The following is a 22,130-nucleotide window of genomic DNA, read 5'->3' as shown; positions in this document are numbered from 1 at the left end:
CGAATCACCCCGATGATCGAGAGGGGGTGAGGCTCCATGACCACCCCGATCCGAGCCGGCGATGTCATCGCCGCAACCGTGACCAAGGTCCTGCCGTTCGGCGTGCTCGTCGAGACTCCGGCAGGCGTGCCCGGGCTCGTACGCAGCGCCAAGGCCGAGGTCGGCACGGTCGTGACCGTTCGCGTTCGCGAGTTCGACGGCCAGCGGTTCGCCGCAAGCCAGGTGTGAGTGATGCGGCCGGGTGCCGCCTGGTGGGGCGTGCACCCGGCCGCAGCACTCGCCGCTGCACTGCTCCGGTCCACCGCGGTCCGGTTCCGGAACCGCCCTGGGACCGAACTGCACGAACGGCGGCCTATCGTCCTCGGCTACCCGCGCCAGCGGGGACGGTCAGCAGGACCAGGCCCAGGGCGAGGACAAGCATCCCGCACCACGACGCGGCCGGCAGGCGTTCGTCGAGGACGGCGACACCCAGGACCGCCGCTACGGCGGGCTCGGCCAGGGTCAGCGACGTGGCCACGGAGGCAGGGGTGCGGCGCAGTCCGTGCCCGAAGAGCCGGTAGGCCAGATAGACGGTGAACAGGGCAAGGTACAGCGCCACCGCCGCGCCACGGGTGGTGGCGAGCCAGGCCGTGTTGGTGAACATGACGAGCGGCAGGACGAGCAGCCCGGCCGCGCCGAACAGCACGCCCATCACCGCGTCGGAGGCGTGTTCGCGGGTGATGAGCCTCCCGCCGATCAGCGAGTAGGCGGCGTACGACAGTCCGGCGCAGCCGGCGAGCGCGACGCCCGTCAGGTCTGTGGGCGCGGCGTGTCCGGTGAGCCCGGGGCCGAGCACGAGAAGGGTGCAGCCGAGCACGGCGGCCGCGGTGGCGCCGCTCCAGCCTGCGGTCGGCCGGGCCTGCGAGGTGATCCAGGACAGCAGGCCGGCGAAGACCGGGGCGCTGCCCAAGGCAACCACGGTGGCTACCGCCACGCCGGTCCGGGCCACGGCGGGGTAGAAGGTGATCGGATACCCGGCCACGGCCAGCGCACCCAGGACGAGCAGCCACCGCTCAAGGCGCGTGCAGCTGGCGGGCAACGAGCGGGCGCGGCGTGAGGTGAGGAACAGCAGGGTGCCGCCGAGGGTGAGGCCGGCGGCGCCGATCGCCGCCGCCGGCGCACCGGCGGGTGCCAGGGAGCTGGCGGTCCCGGTCGTACCCCAGAGAACGGCTGAGGTGAGGATGGGCGCGGGGCCGCTCAGGAAACCGGTACGGGAGGGGCGCTGGCTGGCGGCCGGACAGGTGAGAGCTTCAGGTGCAGTGCGGTTTGGCACAGTTCGTGGTCTTCCGTCGTCGAATGCGTCTGGGGCTCGATCCGAAAACGGGCGCACCACGAGAACCTGACCCACCCCGCGGTCGACGGGGGTCAGGGATTCAAACGATCAGTGGCTGCGCCCGATCAGGCGCAGAGTGGCGGCAGAACGACGTGCCAGTAGGAGTTCACCCCGCGATCGTAGCTGCCTGGGACGGGATGGCGGCGTTCGCGGCTGCTGGCCGGGCACCGCGTTCCGGCTACCCGGCCAGCAGCTCCTCTCGATTACAGGTACGGGCGGGTGATCAGCTCGATGGCGTGGCCCGCCGGGTCCTTGAAGTAGACCCCTCGGCCGCCGTGCTCGTTGTTGATCTCGCCGGGGCGTCGCATCTGTGGATCGGCCCAGTGCTCGATGCCCTGATCACAAAGCCTCTGATACGCCCGATCGAACAGATCATCGTCGATCAGGAACGCGTAGTGCTGCATCTGAATGTCCACCGGCGGCTCAGCGAACTGGAGCAGCACGCCATCGGTGAGCTGAATGTTGGTGAACACGCCCCAGGACGGTGCCTCCGGGAGTTCCAACAACTCTCGAAAGAACCGAGCCGACTCGTTGCGATCCTTGGCGGCGATGATGGTGTGGTTGAACGTGACTGTCATTCGACTGGCCTCGCTGTGTTCGACACGACATGGGGATCCGCGGTGCGCAAGCCGCTGGGAGGTCCACGTGCCGAACCGGGAGGGTGCCATCTCCGCACCCGCCGTGCGATCAGCTATCCACCGGGTCGCCAATCCGTGCGTGGCGTAGTGCCGGTCCGGTGTTCACGATCGGTGACGCTACTTGATCTGATTGGCTACCCGCAAACGTCGGTCTGGGCGGACTGCGCCTGATGTCGATGACGGCAGCATTACATCGGCCTCGCCTCGGCGGGGAACTGTTCATGCCCCAGCACGCCGAGCAGTTGCAGCTTCTCGTAGCCCTCGCTGCGCGGTGGCGCGGTGAGCACGAGCAGCGCCTGGGACAGGTCCTCGGTGAACAGCACCTGGCAGTCGAGTTCGATCGCGCCGAACTGGGGGTGGATGAGGGTCTTGTGGTCCGCGAAGCGCTTGGCCACCTCGTGCCGTTCCCACAGCTCGGCGAACTCGGCGCTCGCCTTCTGCAGGGCCCGCACCAGCGCGCCGGCCCGTGACTGCGGGCCCATCGACCCGTACGCGGCGCGCAGGTTGGCGACCTGGGCGCGGCTCTGCCGGTCGCGGTCCTCCTCGGGGTAGCGCAGCCGCTCCGCGGGATCGGTGAACCACCGGTAGATCTCGCTGCGGGCGAGGCCCGTATAGCCCGATCTGTCCCCGAACAGGGCTTCGGCCATCCGGTTCTGCACGAGGGTCTCGCCGAGGTTGGACAGGATGAGCGCCGGGGTGTCGTCGAGCCGGTCCAGCACGCGCAGCAGCGCCGGGGCGACGTGCGTCGCCGCGGACACGGACGTCGGAGCGTTCTGCCCGGCCACCCGGAAGAGGTAGTCGCGTTCGTCGCCGGTCAGCCGCAGCGCCCGGGCGAGCGAAGCGAGCATCTGCGGGCTCGGCTGCGGGCCGCGCTGCTGTTCGAGCCGGGTGTAGTAGTCGGTCGACATGGCGGCGAGGGCGGCGACCTCCTCCCGCCGCAGGCCGGGTGCGCGCCGGCGCGCGCCGGCAGCCAGCCCGACGTCCCCGGGCTGCAGCGCCTCCCGGCGGCGGCGCAGGAAGTCGGCCAGGGCTGCACGGTCCATGATCCCAGTATCCGCGCGCCGCACGGGCGAACCAGGGATTGCGGATCCCCCGATAACCGGTCTCTTCATCCGCCCCTGAGGACCGGCGAGGCTGAGCACATGAACATCTCCGGCAACACCATCTTCATCCCCGGCGCCACGAGCGGTATCGGCCTCGCCCTCGCGCTCGCGCTGCAGGCCAGGGGCAACACGCTCATCGTCGGCGGCCGGCGGACCGACCTGCTCGACAAGATCGCCGCCGAGCATCCCGGGATCGACACCGTGCAGATCGACACGACGGATCCGGCGAGCATCGACGCCGCCGCGAAGCAGGTGCTGGCGCAGCACCCAGAGCTCAACGTCCTGGTCACGATGGCCGGCATCATGCGGATCGAGGACTGGCGCCAGCCCGAATCGTTCCTCGCCTCGGCCGAGGCGGTGGTGGCGACCAACGTGCTCGGCCCGATCCGGCTCATCGCCGCGTTCATCGAGCACCTGCGGGCGCAGCCGGACGCCACCCTCGTCACCGTCTCCTCCGGCCTCGCGTTCGCGCCGTTGAAGGCCACCCCGAGCTACAACGCGTCGAAGGCCGCGATCCACATGCTCAGCGAGTCGATCCGGCTGCAGCTCGCCGACACGACCGTGAAGGTCGTGGAGCTGGAACCGCCCGCGGTTCGTACCTCGTTGCTGCCCGGGCAGGAGGAGAGCGAGTTCGCGATGCCGCTGGAGGAGTTCGTGGCGGAGGTCGTCGCGCTGCTGGAGTCGCAGCCCGACGCCAGGGAGATCCAGGTCGAGCGGGTGAAGTTCCTCCGCTACGGCGAGGCGCGCGGCGACTACGACCAGGTCGTCGAGACGCTCAACGCGTCCGACCCGCACGGAAAATAGGGATCAGGCTCCCCGGGCGGCGGCGCGGCGTCAACGCCGCGCCGCCGGCGCAGGCGAGAGGCCGAACGCCAATCACCTCAGCCGCCGCCATCGACGCGCCATCGGCTGGTCATGCCGGCTTCGACAAGAGATCATCGACGGCGTCACGGGCGGCGTTTAGGGTCTGTACGCCCCCTACTGGGCGAACTGTGCGCCGCTCTCGTACCGGAGGAAAAGCATCATCGGCACTGGCCTTTCCACCCCGTCTGATCCGGAGGACCCGTTGAGACTGAGCATTCATCGCCGCACCCTGCTCGGCGCCGCGCTCGCCGCCGCGCTGGGACCGCTGTCGCTGGCCGCGCCGGCCAGCGCGAGCGAGCCCGCGGGATCGGCCGCGCCGCCCGTGGCGCTGCGCGTGGCCACCTACAACATCCACGCCGGGGCCGGCGAGGACAACGTGTTCGACCTCGACCGGACCGCCGAGGCGATCCGGACGCTGGACGCCGACGTGGTCGGCCTGCAGGAGGTCGACGTCCACTGGGGCGACCGCAGCGACTTCGTCGACGAGGCCCAGGAACTCGCCGACCGGCTGGGCATGTCGGCCTTCTTCGCGCCGATCTACGACTTCGACCCGCTGACCGCCGGTGCGGCCCGCCGGCAGTACGGGGTCGCGGTGCTCAGCCGTTACCCGATCCTCGAGGCGGAGAACCACGAGATCACCCGGCTGTCCACCCAGGTGCCCAACCCGGTACCGGCCCCGGCGCCGGGCTTCGCCGAGGTGACGATCAACGCGCGGGGTGCGCACGTGCACGTGTACTCCACGCACCTCGACTACCGGTCGGACCCGACCGTGCGGCGCATGCAGGTCGCGGACACGCTGCACATCCTAGCTGCCGACTCCGGGCCGAAGGTGCTGGTCGGCGACCTCAACGCGGAGCCGGGGGCGCCCGAGCTGGCCGCCCTCTGGGAGGACCTGCGGGACACCGCCCCGACGGGTGCCAGGACGTACCCGGCGATCAACCCGGTGACGCGGATCGACGTCATCAGCGTCTCGCCGGACATCACGGTGGTGGGCACCGACACCGTGGCGACGACGGCGTCGGACCACCGGCCGGTGGTCGCCGACCTCCTGCTGCACCAGCGCGGCAACTGATCCGGGCGGCAGCCGGCGCGGGGTGCTCCGGGACCGGAGCACCCCGGGCCGGATTCCCACGCCCAATGGCGCACAACGGGGTGGAGCCACTACCGACGGCAATGGCTCCACTCCGTTGTCAGGGTGCCTCGCACCCCGGCGGCCGCTGACCCCGAGTCGAGGCCTCCTGCCACCGCGCATACCCTCCCGTGCGCGCGCTGAACTTCCGGTTCACACGCGTCACACGATGGAGATCGACCGCACCTGGGTGTTGCCCTTGGTGTCGACGAATACCTTGTAATCGCCGACGGTGTAGGTGCCAGCAGCGTTGTTGTCGATGGTGAACGTGGCCGTCACCGGAGACTCGCTGCCGTCGACATGGGTCTGCTTCACCGTGATGGTCAACTCGTTCGTGTTGCCCGTCAGCTTCTTCACCACCGCCGACGGCTTCGCATCGACGACCGCGTTGGCGACTGTCACGTAGACCGCGTCGGGTGAAGAGAACTCCGCGTTCTTCTGCCCGTCACCGAACACGAAGAAGCCCCGCTGTTCGATGGCCCCGCGCCCGGGGAACGGATCCGGGTTCGAGGCCAGGTACGTCGGATTGACCGTGTACAGGTCCGTCTTGGAATCCGCGAGCATGGGCTGCACCCCGGTGTACGGTGCATCGGTGATCGCGAGGTTGACCGACAGGTAGATGGCGTTGGGGTTGTTGGCCGAGATGCGCGAGGAGAAGTACTTGTCCACACTCTGCCCGGCAGGAACGGCCAGCGGCACAACCTTGTCGCCGACGAGAATGTTGAACTGGAAGTCGCCGTAGCCCCCGGCGACGAACTTCGCCCAAGCCGCGTCCGACATGTGGTCGGGGCGCTCCACCTTGAACTCCAGACGCATCGGCGCCACGTACGTGGAGTTCAGGTACTCGGTGTCGGTCAGGGGCAGGTAGACCCCTCCCGGGGCGTGCCCCAGTTCGAAAGCCGACGCCGTCGGGGTCGAGTTGCCGCGCCCGTTCCACATCGGGATGTTGAACGAGGTGGCGCCGAGCAGGGCCTGGTTGCCCAACTGGCTCGTGCCGACAGCGGCCGACGCGTCCTTGTAGGTTCCGATCGTGACGTCGAGCAGGTCGAGGTCCGCCCGGTCGGCGTTCAGCCCCGGGATGCCTGCCCACATGAACTTGGCACCGGCGGGCCCCGAGTACCGGGCCATCTCCAGCATGCCATCGGCCATGATCTTGGTCATCTGCACTGCCGAGTCGACCTTCATCCGCTCGTTGGCCGTGTGCCACCAGCGCTCGTTACCCGGGATGACGGCGCCGAACGCGGTCATCTTGTTGCGGAAACTGCTGGCCAGGGTGCCGCCGGTCGTGCCCTGCGGATAGACCACGTCCCTGAGGGAATACGGATCCGGGAACGCCCCCGGGTTGCGGTTGATCGAGGCTTGGTAGCTCCCGAACTGAAGAGCCGTCAGCGGGTTGTCGTGAGTGACGTACAACCCGGCGCCGACGGGCGAGCCGAGGTTGCCGATGGTGAACCCCTTCGCCTGGAAGGCGGCCGCGACCGCCGTCGTCGCCTGGCTGGAGTCAGCCGCGGTGACGTGCATGCTGCGCACATACATCGGCATGCTGAGGACGCCGGAGGCGTCCGTGTAGAAGCTCGTCGGGGTCTCCGAATTGATGCCGCCCATGAGGGCAAAGGTCAGGTTCGGCGTGCCGTTGCTCGGGTTGCGCAACAGGTTCGCCGGGATGCCCATGTACTTGCCGATATAGGCTTCGCCTTCGACACCGTCGCGGAAGAACAGGTCACTGATGCCGTCGGCGGCTTTCTTCAATTGCATGTCGGCGGCCGTGATTCCCAATGCGCCGAGTCCCTGGGAGAGGAGGAACATTCCCCACACGACGGCATTCTTGCCGTACTGCGGGGTCGGCATTTCCATCGCCACATCGGTGTTGATCTCCAGCGTGAGCGAGTCGCCGGTGATCGTGGTCTGCACCTTGGGGGTGGTGCGGGGAGCAGCCGGGAGCCAACCCTTCGTGGTCGCGGCAGCGGTGATCGCCGACACGAATCGGTCGCGCTCGGTGGAGCCGGCCCCCGCCACGTCGAGGGTGAAGATTGCCCGGGAGGCGATCTGCGTGGTGCTGCCGTAGGCGATGTCCTTGAGCGTCGGGTCGCCTTCACGCAGGGTGACGCCGGCGGTGGCAGCCGTCAGCCGGAAGGCCTTGGTGCTGTCCGCGGCCAAGCTCATCGACACCGGCGGGGTCACCGATCCGGAGTTGCCGACGATGACCGGGAACCGCGAGTCGGAGGTGTAGGCCGCGATCGGGATCTCTTCCCGGTTGAGGTTCTTGTAGGCCCAGTTGTCGTAGAAGCTCGGGTTCGAGTTGTACGGGATGGACTGGAAGGTGGCGGTGTTCGTCGTCGAGGGCGTACCAGGACCGCCGTCTTCGTAGATCCCCATGACGATCCGGATGCGTCGGTCGAGGGGCAACCCCGCCTCGAGCAGCGCCTTGGCCGCGAGCAGCGTCGCCAGCGTCGGGCCGCTGTCGTCCTGGATGCCCGCCCCGTAGACCCAGCCGTCCTTGACGTAGGGCGAGTGGTACGCACCAGGAGCGCCGAGGTTGCCATCGGCGTCCCGCCAGCGCGCCAGCTGGGCCGGCGAAACGGAAGCCGTCGGCGAGTCGAGGTGGCTCAACGCCATGACCATTTCCGGGGCGTCCGGGTCACCGATCTCTGCGTAGACGTACTTGTCGGGCTGGCGTTGGACGACCACCGGGAAACCCAGGTCGGTGGCCAGCTTGACCACCCAGGCGAGCTTGGCGACCTTGCGGTCGTACTCGTGCTGGTTGGCTTCGGTGTTGCTGACCGGGAAGGGGTACGCCGTCGCGGCCGTGCCGCCTCGGGAGATGGAGTCGTAGCTCGACCCGTCCAGCATCGCCCCGACCAGAGTGAGCGGGTCGTAGGTGCCGTCCCCCGCCCGCGCGCTGTTGACGCGTCCAGCCAACGCCTCGACTTCCGCGTGGATCGCGTCGCGCTCGGCGTCGGTCACCGACAGATCGTAGGTGACACTCGGCTGGAAGCGTTCCTCGCCGGGGCTGGCCGCGGACGCGTGGGGCGTGGGCGCAACGGTCGCCGCGAGGGACCCGGCGAGCAGGACGGAGAAGATGCTCGTCCGTCTGTTTCTCATAGAAGCTCCAGAACAGGGGGATGACACTTTGCCGACAGCACACGCCAGCCATGCCGCCAGTGGCCGACGGAGCGGGATTTCTTGAGGATGATCTGAGAATCGGCCGGTGCCGTAAGCTCGGGCCGCAGCCGGTAGCCCACCCCGCGTACGGTCTCCACCAGGCCGGCGTCGTCGAGCTTGCCGCGCAGGGCCGCGACGTGGACGTCGGGGCTGTGTCCGGCCTTCCAGGTGGTCAGCACCGCGCCGAGCGCGATCACCGCGGCACCGACGGCGGCGAGGGCCGCGGTCGGGGCGCCTGCCATACGTCCATCAGCAACCGTTCGCGGGACACGACCGTGCCCGCCTGCCGGGCCAACGCCATCAGCAGGTCGAACTCCTTGCGGGTCGCTGTCAAACGTTGCTAATCATTCTGAACTGTGCGGGTTCAGGTCCTGAACGTGGTCGAGGCTGCGCCGCCGACGGTGACCTTTGCTTGCGCTGCTGGGGTCGCGTCCGGAGTGTGGCGCGATGCTGACCTACCGGCACCCGGCCAGGACATCGACGTCGAGCTCGACATTCCCGACGCACTGCACTGGGGCCAGTCCGCTGTGTTCGCTAATGAGGCTGCCGACTTCATTGGGGCCCTCGGTGACGCCCTGCTTATCCGTGGACGGATCGAACGGCCGGCGGACGGGAATGAGGTCGCAACGATCAAAGTCGGCGGCGGCCTGGCGCTGGTGGACATCGCCGGAGTGCCGCCTGATGCCGACGGGTGCTGGGTTGAGCTTCGCGGCGTGAGGCTGGAGTTGTACCCGACTGACATTTGATCCCTGGCGCTTCTACCGCTCAGCGGGGGCTGGCGTTCGGCGCTCAGCAAACGGTTTAGGCAGTGTGGACATGGTTTGGCCTGGAGTTACCCGGGCTTATGGCCCGGCCTACGGCTCGCCGGCGGCTGGCCGCAGGCGGCTCATCTGCGGGTCGAAGCAGACAAGGCCACGGTCGGCGGCCATGCGTGCGGCGCCGGCCGACACCTCCTCACATCTGCTGAAGACCATGGCGAGGTAGACGATCGGTCCGGAGGCGCTGTTCATCAACCCGCCCGTCGACCAGGGACTGTCGTCTTCCCAGTCGTCGTCGTCCACGTCCTCGTCGTCCGCTTCCTCGGTGTGCCAGCGGTCCAGCAGAGCCTCGACGTAGGCCCGGATGCGTGGTGTCGGCGGGACGCGATATTCCTTGTCGAGGTACTTCTCGTAGAGCTGCTCAAACAGCGCCGCCGCGGCAGCATCGTCCGACGGCCGGTCGCCTTCCCATACGGCGAGGTCGTAACTCACACCCGCGAGCCTGCCGCCCCAGCTGCCACCGAGGCGAGGTGGGTAAGCATGGTGTGGTTGGCTTCCCAGCCGTCCGGGAACTTGACCGGCACGTCCAGGTGCACCCGCTCGGTTGACGGGTGCGCGTCGAGCAGCTCGGTGATCCCGGCCCGCGCCACCACGAGGCACGCGTGCCGGTGCCGGGAGGCCAGCACGCACAGCCGCCCCGACTCCAGGTGGAACGCCGTCGCGTCCCGCCGCCCGGACAGCGGGTGCAGCACGACCGTCACGTCATACTCCCGGCCCTGCAGCCGGTTGGCGGTGTCGACGGTAATGCCCGCGCCGGCCGCACCTAGCCGGGCTCGGATGGCCGCCACCTGGTCGCGGTGGGCGGCGCCGATGGCGATCCGGTCCGCGGTCACCGGCGCGCCGTCGGGCGCCTGCTCGGAGATCGCGACCGCGCCCCGGGCCAGCACCCGCAGGGCCAGGGCCGCGCAGGCCGCCGCGGCCTCCCCATCGGTACGCAGCGTGTGCCGGGCCGGCAGCTCGTACAGCCCCCAGCCGGTGGCGGCCGCCAGGTCCACGGTCGCGTCGTAGGCGTCGCCGGGTCCGGGCTCGGTGAGCGTGAGGGCGCGGTCGGCGTGGCCGGTGCCGGCGCGGAAGCCGGTGAACGGGTAGAACGCCGCCGCCACGACCGGCGCGGCGGTGGCGGGCAGCCGCCAGGACACGGGCAACCGGTGAACGGGCAGGTCCGGGTTGTGCCGCAGCAGGGTTGCCACCGCCGACTGCATCGGATCCCAGGTGAGACCGGTCCAGCGGGCGGTCTCGACGGTGGAGAACGGGTCGAGCTGCCCGGGGTCACCTACGAACAGCGCCCGCTCGAACCGGCCGGCCACGCGCAGCAGGGCGTCGGAGCGCATCTGGTACGCCTCGTCGACGATCGCCCACGGCCAACTGCCCTCGGCGACGGTGGCCCACTTCGCGGCCGTACCGATGATGACGGCCGAGGCGGCGAGGTCGGCAACCTTGGCGGCGACCCGGACCGTCTCGTGGTTCTCCACCCGGTCGGTCGGCTTGTAGTCGGTGGCGGAGAGCCGGCCGATGCGCAGCTCGGGGGCCTTGCGGGCGAGGCGGTCGATGAGGTCGTCGACCTGCTCGTTGGTCTGCGCGATGATGATCAGCGGCTCGCCGGCGGCGGCCAGTTCGACGGCGGCGCGGACCACGAGGGTGGACTTTCCGGCGCCGGGCGGCGAGTCAACCACGACACCCCGATGCGCGCCGGAGCGCAGGTCGGCGAGCACGGCGGTGATCACCCGCTCCGCCTCGACGGCGGGCGGCATCGACAATCCTGCGAGCATCCCTCCCCCTCCCGGCCGTGCCCGAGCGGGCGGCGGTCCCGTCACCATACGAGCCGGGTGCGGGCCGCTGGCGGACGCCACCGGCCCGCACCGCCGGTCAGCGGCGGCGCTCCCCACCCGGCGCTACGGTGATCGTCGCATTCAGGTACGTGCAGCCGCGGCGACGTCGTTTCGGTTCATAGCGGGCCCTAGCGTCTTCTCGTTCGGGGAAGGGGTGGAGCGTGGTAGACGTGGACGTGGCGGAGGCTGGTCGCTGATCTGCCCATGGACCTGCTGGGATAGGCGCGTGTTCATGGTGGCGCCCATGCTCTTGGCTTCCATCGACCGCAGGTCTTCCGCATGACTAGTCAGCGACGTGGATGACGATCTTGCCGCGGCGTTTGGCCGTCTCGAGTGCCTCGTAACCTGAGCGCGTCTCAGTGAGGGGCAGCACGCGGTCCAGCACCGGCCTCAATCGGCCGTCGTCGACGAGCTCGGCGATGGAACGCAACGCGTTCTGGTCGGGCTCGACGATGAAGTACACGCCGCGGACGCCGTGCCGGGCTGCTTCCTGCTGGTCGGGTGGGGTGACGAGGGTGACCAGGACACCGCCCGGTTTCAGGACCGACCAGGACCGCGACTGCGTGGCTCCTCCGACAAGATCAACGACCACGTCCACGTCGCGAACGTGATCCTCGAAGCGGTCGTGCGCATAGTCGATGACCTGCTCGGCACCCAGACCCTTGACGAATTCCAGGTCGGCCGCCGCCGCCGTGGCGCTCACGCGAGCACCGAGACCGGCCGCGAGTTGCACCACGTAGCTCCCCACGCCGCCGGCGCCGCCCTGCACCAGCACGTGCTGGCCGGCCTGCAGGTCGGCGTGGTCCACCAGTGCCTGCCAGGCACTCAACGCGGCCAGTGGGAGCGCCGCGGCGTGGTCGTGGTCAACGGTGGCGGGTTTGGCCGCCAGGACGGCCGCGGGCAGGGCGACGTACTCGGCGGCCGCGCCATTGCGGGTGAAAGGGATCAACCCGTAGACGGCCTCCCCCTCGGCGGGGCTCTCCACCCCTACCCCGGACGCCGCGACCACTCCGGAGAATTCGTGCGACGGGATGATCGGGGTGCGCTCAGGTCCGGACCAGTCTGAGCTGTGCGTCCAAGTCTGCGGCCAGGTGAGCTCGGTGGGTGTCATGGAAGCGGCCTTCACGGCCACCAACACCTCACCCGGCCCCGGCTCGGGCCGCGGCGCCTCCTCGTACACGAGTTGCTCCGGCCCGCCCCTGGTGTGAGCTCTCACGGCGTGCATCGTGCTCATCCGACGGCTGCTCCCTCCCGATCACATGCCGATCAGCCCGCCGCCCCTGGAGACAAACGCAGGCCAACTCCCGCATTATCTGGCGGTTCGGCAGCCGCCTGCCGGACTTCCGCAACCCCTTGCCCCTTCGCGCAGAAGCGCGCTGGCGTCGCTGTTGACAGCAGCGCTGACAGACAGCCACGGAACCGGGCGAGGACAGCAACGGCAGGACGCGGCCAGACGACAGCCCGGGGTGTCAGACGTACATGGACCCCGCCGGACGAACTCCGACCTGCGCGTCTTCCTGATCTGGTGCGCCAGGACCGGTCGGTCGCCGCGTCAGCGACGGTCGTGCGGGTGCTGCGGCGGCTTTGGATCGTCCGGTGGCGGTGGTAACTCCTCGCCCACCTCGTTTGCCGGCGTCGATTGCTTCGGGCCGAGCCCGTAACGCACCACCCAGAACAGGATGAGCGCCACAATGACGACGATCACAAAGAAGCATGCTATCCCGCCGGTGATGCCCATATCGGGAAATTATCCTGCGGTGCACAGCCGGGGACTCGGTTTCGAGGATGCTCGGTCAGGTGGGCGGCCGCCTCGGCCCGTTCGGCGGCCGGCCCACGATCCCAAATTCCGCCCCGGGAGCGAGGGCGATAGCACGGGGCCCACACCCCCTACCGGTCAGCCGTGGCGCTCCCCCACCCGGTACGTGACCAGGTTCGGGTCGGCCTTGAGCTGCCGTTCGGTGAACTTGATGGTGTCGAATCCCTTGCCCGAGTACAGCCGGGTCTGGTCGGCGTACCAGGGCGAGTTCGGGTTGGCGGACTGCGAGTAGGTGAGGATCTGCCGGCCGGACGGCCCGTTCGGGCCCAGCTCGACGGCCATCAGGAACGACGTGCCGTGCAGCACCTTCGGGTAGCCGACGCCGGGCTGCACCACGTTGATGGTCATGTTGAAGACGCCCGCCTCGGGCCAGCCACCGTGGATCGGGATGCGGTCGGCGCCGCGCGGCTCGGTCTGGATGTCGCCGAGGCGGGCATTGAGCGGGATGCCGTCGAGCAACTGGACGGCGTCGGCCAGCGCCATGCGGATCCGAGGGTCGTCGACGGCGAGCCGACTCGGCGTGGTGAGCGGGTTGGCCGGGTCGAACCGGTCGGCGAAGCGCAGGCCGCCGGCCCGGGCGAACTCGGTGAACACGTGCGAGCCCCGGCTGTCGAGGTCGACCCGCAGGTCCCAGCCGCGCAGGGCGGCGCAGGCGGCGGTCAGGTCGACCCGGGTGCCGTCGGAGGCGGTGGCGACCGGGTTGGCCATACACGATTTGACCAGGTCGTCGCGGACCAGTTCGCCGCCGTAGGCGCGGTTGCCGAGGGTGACCGCCCACAGGTTGCCGGTGGTGAAGCGGGTGCCGGGGAGCCCGTCGGTGCCGGCGAGGCGCTGCCGGACCTGGTGGACGCCGAGCCGGGTGCGCAGGCTGCGCTCGGTCCGCTCGTTGCCGATGATGCGGGGGAAACCTTCGAGGGGTTGCTGTGGGTTGGCGAGCCAGTAGCTGTCGTTGGAGTTGGTCACGTAGTCGTTGCGGACCAGCGTGGGCAGGTGCGCCGGGCCGAGGATGCCGGGCACCGCGGCGTCCGAATCCCGGCCCAGCTCGCAGGCGGAGCGGGAGCCGTCGAGGACGGCTTGGCCGCTGCCGGCGTAGAGGTTGCGGAAGGCGGCGGGGATGCAGGTGGCGGCGAGGTCGTCGGTGACCCGGGGGATGACGGAGTGGTCGGCATAGAGGGCGTTGCCGCCGCTGTCGGCGGCGATGACGTTGACCCAGGGCAGGAACTGCCGCCGGTCGAGCACCGCCCGCAGGTCGGCCACCGATCGGGCGCGTCCCATGGCCAGCCAGCCGTCCAGGGCGCGGTTGTTGGCCGCGTTGGGGTCGCTGATGGCGTACGCGGTGTCGGCGGTCCAGTCGAACCGGCCGGGCACCACGACGACGGGGCCGAAGTGGGTGTCGTAGAGGGTGCGGCTGACGGGCCCGTCGGGGGTTTGGACGGTGACCGTGCGGGCGGTCATCTGCCGGGGTTTGCCGTCGTGCAGGTAGCTGGTCGGGTCGCCGGGAACGAGGGTGAGCCGGTGCCAGCTGAAGCGGCGGGCGGTGGAGACGGTGTGGCTCCAGGCGACCCGGCCGTTGTGGCCGATCTCGATGAGCGGGTCGCCGACCAGGGCCGCGCCCTCGACGTCGTACGAGCCGGGGATCTTCAGGTGCATCCGGTAGAACCGGTCAGGGCCGTCCCACGGGAAGTGCGGGTTGGCCAGCAGCATGCCCGACCCGCTGGCGGTGGCGTCGCGCCCGAGTGCGTACGCGTTGCTGCCCACCCCGGCCGGCGCGCCGTCGCGGGCGGCGACGAGGGCTGCCGCCTCCGGGGCGGGGAGCTGGCCGGTGATCTCGCCGGGCTGCGCGGGAGCGCCCTTGCCGGGTGGGGCGGCGGCGACGATGCCGTCGGCGAGCCCGGCGGAGCCGGCGCGGGCCATGCTGGTCCAGTGGGCCCGCCACAGGTCCAGCTCGGTGATCGGCTGCACCCACGGCTTGCCGGCGCAGGCCGGGTCGGTCAGGTTCGCCGCCCCAGTGCGGCGAAGGTAGGCGTTGTAGCCGGCGACGAAGCCGCGGATCTGGTCGCGTACCTCGTCGGAGGGCGTGTGGAGGCCGTCGTGGGGGCCGGTGAGCAGCCGTTCGGCGACCCGGTCGTCGATGACCTTCTGCTGGAACAGGTCGCTGGTGACGTTGACCGCGGCGTCGCCGGACGTACCGAACCAGCGGGAGCGTTGGGCGCGGACGGTGACGACGGTTTCGGCGATGGTGCAGATGTTGTCCTCGGCCTGGACGTGGCCGACGCCGTAGCCGAGGCTGGCGAAGTCGTGGGCGGTGATGTGCGGTACGCCGTAGGAGGCGCGCTGGATGAGGGCCGAGTAGCCGTTGCCGTGGGCGGCGGCCGGGCTGGTGGTGGCGGTGAGGCCGGCGGCGACCAGAACTACGGCGGTGGTCGCGGCGGCGATCCGGCGCGGCCTCATCGGGCGACTCGCTGAGGGTGTGGCTGGGTCACTCGGAAGTCCTCCCCGTATGTCGAGTGTCTACTCCCGACCCAGGCTAGGGGCGCCGGCCGGTCCGGCCATCGGGGAAGATCACCCAGGTTCCTCCGGGGTTGCCCGGAGGGGAATGGCGGCTGGCGAGCTACGACCTGGCCGACGACGACCGGCGGTCACCGTCCGGGTGAGCCGCGGGCCGTGGATACGGCCACCGCGCCGAGCGCGACCGCGGTGGTCAGCAGGACACCGGCCACCCCCGCGCTGGCGGCCACCAGTCCTACCCCTGCCGGTACGACGAGCTGGCCCAGCCGATTGCCGCTGAGCCGGAGCGCGAGCGCGGTGGCCCGCGCCCCGGGTGGAGCGGCCAGGGTGATCCAGGACATGGTCAGCGGCTGCCCGATGCCCAGCCCGAGACCGGCGGCGACCACCGCGACGCCGAGCGCCCATAGCGGCAGCGGGACCGCCAGCACCGCCACCGCCACGGCGGACGCGGCGATGCTGCCGACCAGCAGCCGCATCCGGCTCATCCGCTCGACCAGGGCGCCCAGGAACAGCCGCGACACCATCGAGGCGCCGGCCCGCAACGCCAGGAGTACGCCAATCACGCGCGCCGCGATGCCCTGCTCGGCGCCGAGGGCCGGCAGGTAGATGACAAGCAGGTCGACGGCGGCCAGCACGGTGAGGCTGGCCAGGATGGCCCGGCCGAGCCCGGGCATCCGCAGCACCGTACCCATTCGGTCGCCCCGACCCGGCCGGCCGGCCGCGGAGGGCTGCGGCCGGGGCCGCAGCAGCAGGCCGGTGGCGAGCAGCGCACCGGCACCGGCGAGCGCACCGGCGAAGACCCGTTCGGTGTCCGGGACCAGGCCGCCGCCGCCGAGCACGGTGATCAGGACGGGCCCGACCGCCTGGCCCAGCGACACGGCGAACGTGTAACGCCCGAAGGCGATGTCCAGCCCGGCGTCGACCGTGGATCGGGCCACCCACGCCTGTTGCCCGACGACGGAGAACAGGTGGCCGAGGCCGAGCACCGCGCTCCACAGCACCAGCCCGGTCAGCGCGTCGGCGAACGCGGTCAGGCCGGCGGCGGCGACCAGCACGAGCAGCGCGCCCGCCAGCAGGGCGGGGCGTTCCCCGTGCCGGTCCGTCGCCCGGCCGATCAGCACGGCGGCCAGCAGCGGCAGCACCGCGAAGCTGGCCGAGATGACCCCCAGCCACGCGGCCGGGACGCCAAGTTCCAGCGCCCGGTACGACGTGGTGGGCCGGAGCAGGAATGTGACCGACTGCAGGAGCACGGTGTGCAGGAGCAGTGCCCACGGCCAACCGGCGGCCCGTACCGAGTCGCGTGGGCGCACGGTCAGGGCACAACGAGCAGATCGAGCAGGTCGTCGGCTGGCGTGTCGAGGAGGCCGTCCCGATCGGCGAGGCTCTCGGCCACCAGTTCAGCGCGCTCGTCGGGCAGCGCCGCGCCGAGCCCACGGCGCAGCTTGTCCCGCACCAGCGGCTCGGCCTCGGGCCGGCGTCGCGGGTGGCCGATCGGGATGCGGATCTCGTGCCAACCGGTGTCGGTGCCGTCGGAGAAGGTGATCCGCAGCGCGTTGGCCACCGCCCGCTCGGCGGGGTCGAGGTAGGCGCGGCTGTACTCCGGGTCCTCGGTGACGATCATCCGCTCCCGTAGTGCGTCCACCCGGGGGTCGGTCGCCGCCTCGTCGGTGTAGTGCTCCTCGTCGAGCCGGCCGTGCAGCAGGGCGATGGCCACCATGTACTGCAGGCAGTGATCCCGATCGGCCGGGTTGGCCAGGGGGCCGGTCTTGTCGATGATCCGGACCGCCGCCTCGTGCGTTCGGATCTCGATCCGGTCGATCTCGGTGACCCGGTCGCCTACCGTCGGGGCGAGCCGGAAGGCGGCTTCGACCGCCGTCTGGCCGTGGTACTCGGCCGGGAACCACGGCTTGAGCAGCACGTTCTCCATCACGTAGCTGCCGAGCGGCTGCGGCAGGGTGACCTGGTGCCCGCCGAGCAGCGAGTCCTGGAACCCCCAGCCCTTCGCAGTCAGCGGGGTACGCGGGCTCTCCGCGCGGCGCAGCGCCAGGTAGGCCAGCCGGACCGCCCGGCTGGCCGCGTCACCGGCCGCCCAGGACTTACGCCAGGTCACGTTCGGCGTGTGCCGGTACGTGCGCAGCGCACCGCCGTCGACCCAGGCGTGCCCGAGCGCCCGCCGGATGTCCTCCTCGGAACCGCCGAGCAGCCGCGTGGCCACTGCGGTCGAGGCGATCCGGACGTACGCGACGTGGTCCAGCCCGTGCCGGTTGAGCGCGGTGCCGAGGGCCAGCACACCCTGGATCTCGTGCGCCTGGATCATGGCGACCAGCACGTCGCGTACGGTCGGCGGGGTGCCGCCGGCGGCCCGGGCCCGTTGGGCGAGGTGGTCGGCCAGGGGCAGGATGGCGGCCAGGTTGTCCGACGGGTGGCCCCACTCCAGGGCCAGCCAGGTGTCGTTGAAGTCCAGCCAGCGGATCAGCGTGCCGGTGCTGAACGCCGCCTGCACCGGGTCGGTGGCGTAGCCGGTCGCCACCACCCGGCTGGGGTGCGGCGCGGCGGTCGGGAACAGCGGCTCCGCGGTCCGCCGGCACTCGGCGTCGGCCAGCCCGAGGAAGGCGCAGGCGGTGGCGTCGAGGAAGGACAGGTGGGCGGTTCGCAGGGCCAGCTCGGATTCGATCCGCTCCGGGTGGGCGGCATACTCGGCTATCTGTACCAGAACGTCGTCGTAGGCGGCGGACATCAGCTCTCCTATCGGATCGTGCTAGACGGTGGAGGATTCGCGGTCTGGGGTTGGGACGCCGGCGGCCTGCTGGGCTCGCCGGGTCCGCAGCCGCAGCAGCGCCGGGACGCACAGCACGAGCACTAGGAGGCTGTAGACCGTCACAGTGAACGGGGTGCTGACCAGGGTGGTCAGGTCGCCGCCGGCGATGTCCAGCGCCCGGCGCAGTTGCAACTCGGCGAGCGGGCCCAGGATGGCGCCTACGATGAGCGGGGCGATCGGGAAGCCGAAGCGACGCATGAAGTAACCCAGGACACCGACCACCAGCAGCAGGTAGACGTCGAACGACGAGCCGTTGACCGCGTACGCGCCGACCAGGGCGAACAGGCCGATGCCGGCGTACAGGTAGGGCTTGGGGATGTGCAGCATCTTCACCCACAGCCCGACCAGCGGCAGGTTGAGCACGAGCAGGATCGCGTTGCCGATGAACAGGCTGGCGATCAGTCCCCAGACCAACGCCGGCTCGGTGTCCAGGAGCTGCGGCCCGGGCTGGATGCCGTACTGCTGGAAGGCCACCAGGATCACCGCGGCGGTCGCGGAGGTGGGGATGCCCAGGGTGAGCAGCGGGACCAGCGCGCCCGCGGCGTTGGCGTTGTTCGCCGCCTCCGGCCCGGCGACGCCCTCGATCGCGCCGTTGCCGAACTCCTCCGGCCGCCTGGACAGCCGGCGCTCCAGTGAGTACGACAGGAACGTGGGGACCTCCGAGCCGCCGGCCGGGATGGTGCCGAGCGGGAAGCCGATCGCCGTGCCGCGTAGCCATGGCTTCCAGGATCGGCGCCAGTCCTCCCGGGTCATCCAGCGCTGTCCGGCGACCGAGGCGATGCCGAAGGTGCTGGCTTGCTGGTGCGCGGCGACGTAGAGCACCTCACCGATGGCGAACAGCCCGACGATGAGCAGCACGGTGTCGATGCCGTCGAGGAGCCGGACCAGGCCGAAGTCGAGCCGCGCCTGCCCGCTCTGGAAGTCGATGCCGACCAGGCCGATGGCCAGGCCGAGGCCGAGGCTGGCGAAGCCGCGCAGCATCGACCCGCCGAGCAGCGAACCAACGCACATGAAGGCCAGCACCATCAGCGCCAGGTAGTCGGGGGCGCCGAGGCGCACGGCCAGATCGACGATCCTCGGTGCGGCCACGGCCAGCAGGCCGGTGGCGATGGTGCCGGCGAGGAACGAGCCGATCGCGGCGGTGGCCAGGGCGGCGGCTCCCCGGCCGGCCCGGGCCATCTTGTTGCCGTCGATCGCGGTGATGATCGAGCCGGACTCGCCGGGGGTCTTGAGCAGGATGGACGTGGTGGAGCCGCCGTACATCGCGCCGTAGTAGATGCCGGCGAACATGATGAACGCGCCGGACGGTTCGAGGCCGTATGTCAGCGGCAGCAGCAGGGCGATGGTGAGTGCCGGCCCGATGCCGGGCAGCACCCCGATCATCGTGCCGACGATCGTGCCGATCAGCGCGTAGCCGAGGTTGGCCAGGGTGAGGGCGACCGCGAAGCCCGCGAGCAGCTCGCTGATTCCGTCCATCAGCCGATCCCTTCCAGCGGGCCCGCAGGCAGGTCGATGCCGAGGCCGTAGGTGAAGCCGAGGTAGACGACCGCCGCCACGGCGAGTGAGATCGCCGGGGTACGGACCGGGTGGCGCGCGCCCAGCGCGTACGCGATGCCCCAGAACGCGACGAACGCCGCGACGAGGTAGCCGGCCAGGTCGAGCAGCAGCCCGTGGGCGAGCACCGCGCCGACCACGAGCAGCGCCGGACGGACCTGGGTGTGGGACGGGTCTACGTCACCCTCGCCCTCGTCGGGGGTGCCCCGGTGGCCCCGGAGCACCGCGACGATCAGGGCGGCGGCGACGGTGAGCAGGGCGACCCCGACGATGGTTGGGAAGAACGCCGGGCCGACGCCGGAGGCCGACGTCGAGGCGGGCAGTCCGGCCGCGTCGACCAGCACGGTCACCGCGACCGCCGACAGGAGTACGCCGAACGCGAGTTCACCCCACGCGATCCGGCCCCGGGCCGCCCCGGTCGGCGGTACCCCGCCGACCGGGGTCGGACCCTCGACCGGGCCGGCGGTGCCGGGTTGGTCGGTCGGAGAGGTCACTTCACCAGTCCGAGTTCGGTCAGGACGCCGCTCACCCGGGTCTGCTCCTGGCCCAGCCAGGTGCCGAACTCGTCACCGGCCAGGAAGGTGTCCTCCCAGGCCCGCTCCTTCAGCGTGGTCTTCCACCCGTCCGAGGCGTGCATCGCGGTGACCGCGTCCACGTACGCCTTCTTCTGCTCGGCGGTCAGCCCGTTCGGCGCCATGATCGAGCGCCAGTTGTAGAACTCGACCCCCGGGTGACCGACGTCGGCGATGGTCGGCACGCCCGGCATGCTCTCCACCGGCTTCGCGGCGGAGACCACCAGCGCCCGCAGCTTGCCAGCCTTCACCTGCTCCTGGAACTCGCCGGTGCCCGCGACGCCCGCGGCGACCTTGTTGCCCAGCAGCGCGGTGGTGGCCTCGCCACCGCCTGAGAACGGCACGTAGTTCACCTTGGCCGGGTCGATTCCGGCCTCCTTTGCCAGCAGGCCGATGAAGATCTGGTCCGCGCTGCCGGCCGAGCCACCGGCGATCGGGACCTTCTTCGGGTCCGCCTTGATCGCGGCCAGCAGGTCGTCGAGCTTCTGGTAGGGCGAACTTGCCGGCACCACGATCGTCTCGTACTCGCCGATCAGCCGGGCTACCGGCGTGAGATCGTCCAGGGTCACGTCCGTGCCGTTCGTGAGGACGCCGCTCATCATGGCCAGCCCGGACATGATGAGCAGGTCCTTCTTGCCCTTCTGCGGCGCCACCTGGGCGAGCGCCACGGTGCCGGAGGCGCCGGGGACGTTGGTCACCTCGACCTGGCGGGCCAGGTCGGCCTTCTGGAGCGAGTCCTGCACCGCCCGGGCGGTCTGGTCCCAGCCGCTGCCCGGCGCGGCCGGGGCGATGATGTTGAGCCGGGCGAGTTGCTTCGCGCCCTGATCGCCGCCGCCTTTGGCGGACCCGCCGCCGCATGCGGAGACGGTCGCGACGAGCGCGGCCAACACGGCCGCGATGGTGCCGGTTCTGGTGATGCGCATGGTGCTTCTCCTATGGGGGATGAAGGAGTGGCGTGGTTCGTCAGGCGTATCGAGATTCCAGTTCGCGGTAGCTGGGCAGGCCGATGATGTCGTCACGCTCGGTGAAGGTCGCCATCCTGCCGGCCAGCCGGTCGGTGGAGCCGTTCTCGCGCAACTCCCGGGCGGTGTCCTGCATCGCCCGGATGGCCGCGCGTTGCAGGTCAGACGGCGCGATCATCAGCTTGAAGCCGAGCCGCGCCAGGTCCTGCGCGTTCATCAGGGGGGTCTTCCCGCCGGCGAACATGTTGATCAGCAGGGGTACGGGCAGTTCGTCGGCCACCCGCTCGATCTGTGCCACCGAGGTGGGCGCCTCGATGAACAGCATCTCGGCGCCGGCCCCGACGTAGGCGTGCGCGCGGGCGATCGCGGCGTCGAAGCCCTCCGCCGCGATCGCGTCGGTGCGGACGATGAGCAGCGGGCCGTCGTCGCCGCGGGCGTCGGCCGCGGCCCGGACCTTGCCGGTCATCTCGTCGACGGAGATGAGTTGCTTGTCCTCGTAGTGCCCACAGCGTTTCGGGGTGACCTGGTCCTCCAGGTGCAGCGCCGCCACGCCCAGCCGGGCGAACTCCCGTACGGTGCGGCGCACGTTGAGCGCGTTGCCGTACCCGGTGTCGGCGTCCGCGATGACCGGCACGTCGACCGCATCGACCACCTCGCGCAGCCGGCCCAGCACTTCGGTCATGGTCAGCAGTCCCAGGTCCGGCACGCCGCTGCTGCGGGCCACCGCGCCGCCGCTGACGTACACCGCCTCGAAGCCGGCGAGGGCGGCGATCCGCGCTGACAGCCCGTCGTAGACGCCGGGCGCGACGACGATCCCTGGGCCAGCCAACCGGGCACGCAATTGCTGGGCGGGACTCATGGACAACGGCGCTCTCCCTCGCTTGCGAGCCGGACCAGGAACTTCTCCGGCTGAGAACGAGACCGTAACGCCGTGGGTACTTGTATGCAATAGTGCAGCGGGCAACGAGTCATGGCAGGATGAGAC

General features: G+C 70.6%; 19 protein-coding genes and 1 pseudogene. 4 read left to right on the top strand and 16 right to left on the bottom strand.

The window, feature by feature from the left end:
* The first annotated feature begins 36 nt into the window (after window positions 1–36).
* Complete coding sequence (locus ACY34I_RS28420) at window positions 37–228, top strand: hypothetical protein (protein WP_462758109.1); 192 nt, start codon at window positions 37–39, stop codon at window positions 226–228.
* A gap of 124 nt (window positions 229–352) precedes the next feature.
* Here ACY34I_RS28420 and ACY34I_RS28415 read toward each other — a convergent pair whose 3' ends face one another.
* The 3 genes from ACY34I_RS28415 to ACY34I_RS28405 all read right to left on the bottom strand — a co-directional run bounded on the left by ACY34I_RS28415 (window position 353) and on the right by ACY34I_RS28405 (window position 3,053).
* Window positions 353–1,312: a DMT family transporter gene (locus ACY34I_RS28415; RefSeq protein WP_462758108.1), complete on the bottom strand. Its 960-nt coding sequence runs from the start codon at window positions 1,310–1,312 to the stop codon at window positions 353–355.
* 263 nt (window positions 1,313–1,575) lie between these two features.
* Window positions 1,576–1,950 carry a VOC family protein gene (locus ACY34I_RS28410; RefSeq protein WP_264998453.1) on the bottom strand — a complete coding sequence of 125 codons (375 nt, stop codon included), beginning with the start codon at window positions 1,948–1,950 and terminating at the stop codon, window positions 1,576–1,578.
* A gap of 248 nt (window positions 1,951–2,198) precedes the next feature.
* Entirely contained in the window at window positions 2,199–3,053 is an 855-nt protein-coding gene (locus ACY34I_RS28405; RefSeq protein ID WP_462758107.1) for a helix-turn-helix transcriptional regulator, read from the bottom strand.
* 99 nt (window positions 3,054–3,152) lie between these two features.
* Here ACY34I_RS28405 and ACY34I_RS28400 point away from each other — a divergent pair, with 99 nt between their 5' ends.
* Window positions 3,153–3,917 carry an SDR family oxidoreductase gene (locus ACY34I_RS28400; RefSeq protein WP_462758106.1) on the top strand — a complete coding sequence of 255 codons (765 nt, stop codon included), beginning with the start codon at window positions 3,153–3,155 and terminating at the stop codon, window positions 3,915–3,917.
* A gap of 262 nt (window positions 3,918–4,179) precedes the next feature.
* Window positions 4,180–5,049, top strand: a complete 870-nt coding sequence (locus ACY34I_RS28395) for an endonuclease/exonuclease/phosphatase family protein (RefSeq protein ID WP_462758105.1) — start codon at window positions 4,180–4,182, stop codon at window positions 5,047–5,049.
* A gap of 219 nt (window positions 5,050–5,268) precedes the next feature.
* On the opposite strand, the gene ACY34I_RS28390 is transcribed toward ACY34I_RS28395, so the two are convergent.
* Window positions 5,269–8,070: a zinc-binding metallopeptidase family protein gene (locus ACY34I_RS28390; RefSeq protein ID WP_462758104.1), complete on the bottom strand. Its 2,802-nt coding sequence runs from the start codon at window positions 8,068–8,070 to the stop codon at window positions 5,269–5,271.
* Window positions 8,071–8,330: 260 nt separating this feature from the next.
* A pseudogene (locus tag ACY34I_RS28385) lies at window positions 8,331–8,608 on the bottom strand (winged helix-turn-helix domain-containing protein); the annotation flags it as partial.
* A 16-nt stretch (window positions 8,609–8,624) separates the two neighbouring features.
* On the opposite strand from ACY34I_RS28385, the gene ACY34I_RS28380 reads away from it, so the two are divergent.
* A complete protein-coding gene (locus ACY34I_RS28380; RefSeq protein WP_462758103.1) occupies window positions 8,625–9,014 on the top strand; it encodes a hypothetical protein in 390 nt (129 codons plus the stop codon).
* 108 nt (window positions 9,015–9,122) lie between these two features.
* Here the strand turns inward: ACY34I_RS28380 and ACY34I_RS28375 are convergent, their stop codons facing one another.
* From ACY34I_RS28375 to ACY34I_RS28325, 11 genes are all read right to left on the bottom strand, one after another.
* Window positions 9,123–9,518, bottom strand: coding sequence for a hypothetical protein (locus ACY34I_RS28375; RefSeq protein WP_462758101.1), 396 nt, complete (start codon window positions 9,516–9,518; stop codon window positions 9,123–9,125).
* Entirely contained in the window at window positions 9,515–10,855 is a 1,341-nt protein-coding gene (locus tag ACY34I_RS28370) for an AAA family ATPase (RefSeq protein ID WP_462758100.1), read from the bottom strand. Before ACY34I_RS28370 ends, ACY34I_RS28375 begins: the two co-directional genes overlap by 4 nt.
* 343 nt (window positions 10,856–11,198) lie before the next feature.
* The gene (locus ACY34I_RS28365; protein ID WP_462758099.1) at window positions 11,199–12,149 is read right to left on the bottom strand and encodes an NADP-dependent oxidoreductase; all 951 of its coding nucleotides are present in this window, start codon (window positions 12,147–12,149) and stop codon (window positions 11,199–11,201) included.
* Between the two features lie 318 nt (window positions 12,150–12,467).
* On the bottom strand, window positions 12,468–12,620 hold the full coding sequence (locus ACY34I_RS28360; RefSeq protein ID WP_462758098.1) for a hypothetical protein: 153 nt from the start codon (window positions 12,618–12,620) through the stop codon (window positions 12,468–12,470).
* Window positions 12,621–12,809: 189 nt separating this feature from the next.
* Entirely contained in the window at window positions 12,810–15,182 is a 2,373-nt protein-coding gene (locus ACY34I_RS28355; RefSeq protein ID WP_462758097.1) for an acylase, read from the bottom strand.
* A gap of 188 nt (window positions 15,183–15,370) precedes the next feature.
* On the bottom strand, window positions 15,371–16,549 hold the full coding sequence (locus ACY34I_RS28350; protein WP_148795868.1) for an MFS transporter: 1,179 nt from the start codon (window positions 16,547–16,549) through the stop codon (window positions 15,371–15,373).
* 2 nt (window positions 16,550–16,551) lie between these two features.
* A complete protein-coding gene (locus ACY34I_RS28345) occupies window positions 16,552–17,976 on the bottom strand; it encodes a bifunctional 2-methylcitrate dehydratase/aconitate hydratase (RefSeq protein WP_462758096.1) in 1,425 nt (474 codons plus the stop codon).
* Window positions 17,977–17,997: 21 nt separating this feature from the next.
* Window positions 17,998–19,533, bottom strand: a complete 1,536-nt coding sequence (locus tag ACY34I_RS28340; RefSeq protein ID WP_462758095.1) for a tripartite tricarboxylate transporter permease — start codon at window positions 19,531–19,533, stop codon at window positions 17,998–18,000.
* Window positions 19,533–20,105 (bottom strand): tripartite tricarboxylate transporter TctB family protein, encoded by a 573-nt coding sequence (locus ACY34I_RS28335; protein WP_222870474.1) that lies wholly within the window; start codon window positions 20,103–20,105, stop codon window positions 19,533–19,535. The genes ACY34I_RS28340 and ACY34I_RS28335 overlap by 1 nt, the downstream gene beginning before the upstream one ends.
* A complete protein-coding gene (locus tag ACY34I_RS28330; protein WP_148795862.1) occupies window positions 20,102–21,106 on the bottom strand; it encodes a Bug family tripartite tricarboxylate transporter substrate binding protein in 1,005 nt (334 codons plus the stop codon). The genes ACY34I_RS28335 and ACY34I_RS28330 overlap by 4 nt, the downstream gene beginning before the upstream one ends.
* Before the next feature lie 40 nt (window positions 21,107–21,146).
* Window positions 21,147–22,004: an isocitrate lyase/PEP mutase family protein gene (locus ACY34I_RS28325; RefSeq protein WP_462758120.1), complete on the bottom strand. Its 858-nt coding sequence runs from the start codon at window positions 22,002–22,004 to the stop codon at window positions 21,147–21,149.
* Between the last annotated feature and the right edge of the window lie 126 nt (window positions 22,005–22,130).

The organism is Micromonospora sp. RTBAU3-60 (assembly GCF_054963695.1).
Note: the sequence above shows the minus strand (reverse complement) of the source record. Positions and strands in the feature narration are given on the sequence as shown.

Coding starts and splice junctions, on each gene's coding strand:
- ACY34I_RS28410 (WP_264998453.1), bottom strand. CDS start 1,950: ATGACAGTCACGTTCAACCACACCATCATCGCCGCCAAGGATCGCAAC.
- ACY34I_RS28355 (WP_462758097.1), bottom strand. CDS start 15,182: ATGAGGCCGCGCCGGATCGCCGCCGCGACCACCGCCGTAGTTCTGGTC.
- ACY34I_RS28405 (WP_462758107.1), bottom strand. CDS start 3,053: ATGGACCGTGCAGCCCTGGCCGACTTCCTGCGCCGCCGCCGGGAGGCG.
- ACY34I_RS28400 (WP_462758106.1), top strand. CDS start 3,153: ATGAACATCTCCGGCAACACCATCTTCATCCCCGGCGCCACGAGCGGT.
- ACY34I_RS28420 (WP_462758109.1), top strand. CDS start 37: ATGACCACCCCGATCCGAGCCGGCGATGTCATCGCCGCAACCGTGACC.
- ACY34I_RS28340 (WP_462758095.1), bottom strand. CDS start 19,533: ATGGACGGAATCAGCGAGCTGCTCGCGGGCTTCGCGGTCGCCCTCACC.
- ACY34I_RS28365 (WP_462758099.1), bottom strand. CDS start 12,149: ATGAGCACGATGCACGCCGTGAGAGCTCACACCAGGGGCGGGCCGGAG.
- ACY34I_RS28330 (WP_148795862.1), bottom strand. CDS start 21,106: ATGCGCATCACCAGAACCGGCACCATCGCGGCCGTGTTGGCCGCGCTC.
- ACY34I_RS28345 (WP_462758096.1), bottom strand. CDS start 17,976: ATGTCCGCCGCCTACGACGACGTTCTGGTACAGATAGCCGAGTATGCC.
- ACY34I_RS28325 (WP_462758120.1), bottom strand. CDS start 22,004: ATGAGTCCCGCCCAGCAATTGCGTGCCCGGTTGGCTGGCCCAGGGATC.
- ACY34I_RS28370 (WP_462758100.1), bottom strand. CDS start 10,855: ATGCTCGCAGGATTGTCGATGCCGCCCGCCGTCGAGGCGGAGCGGGTG.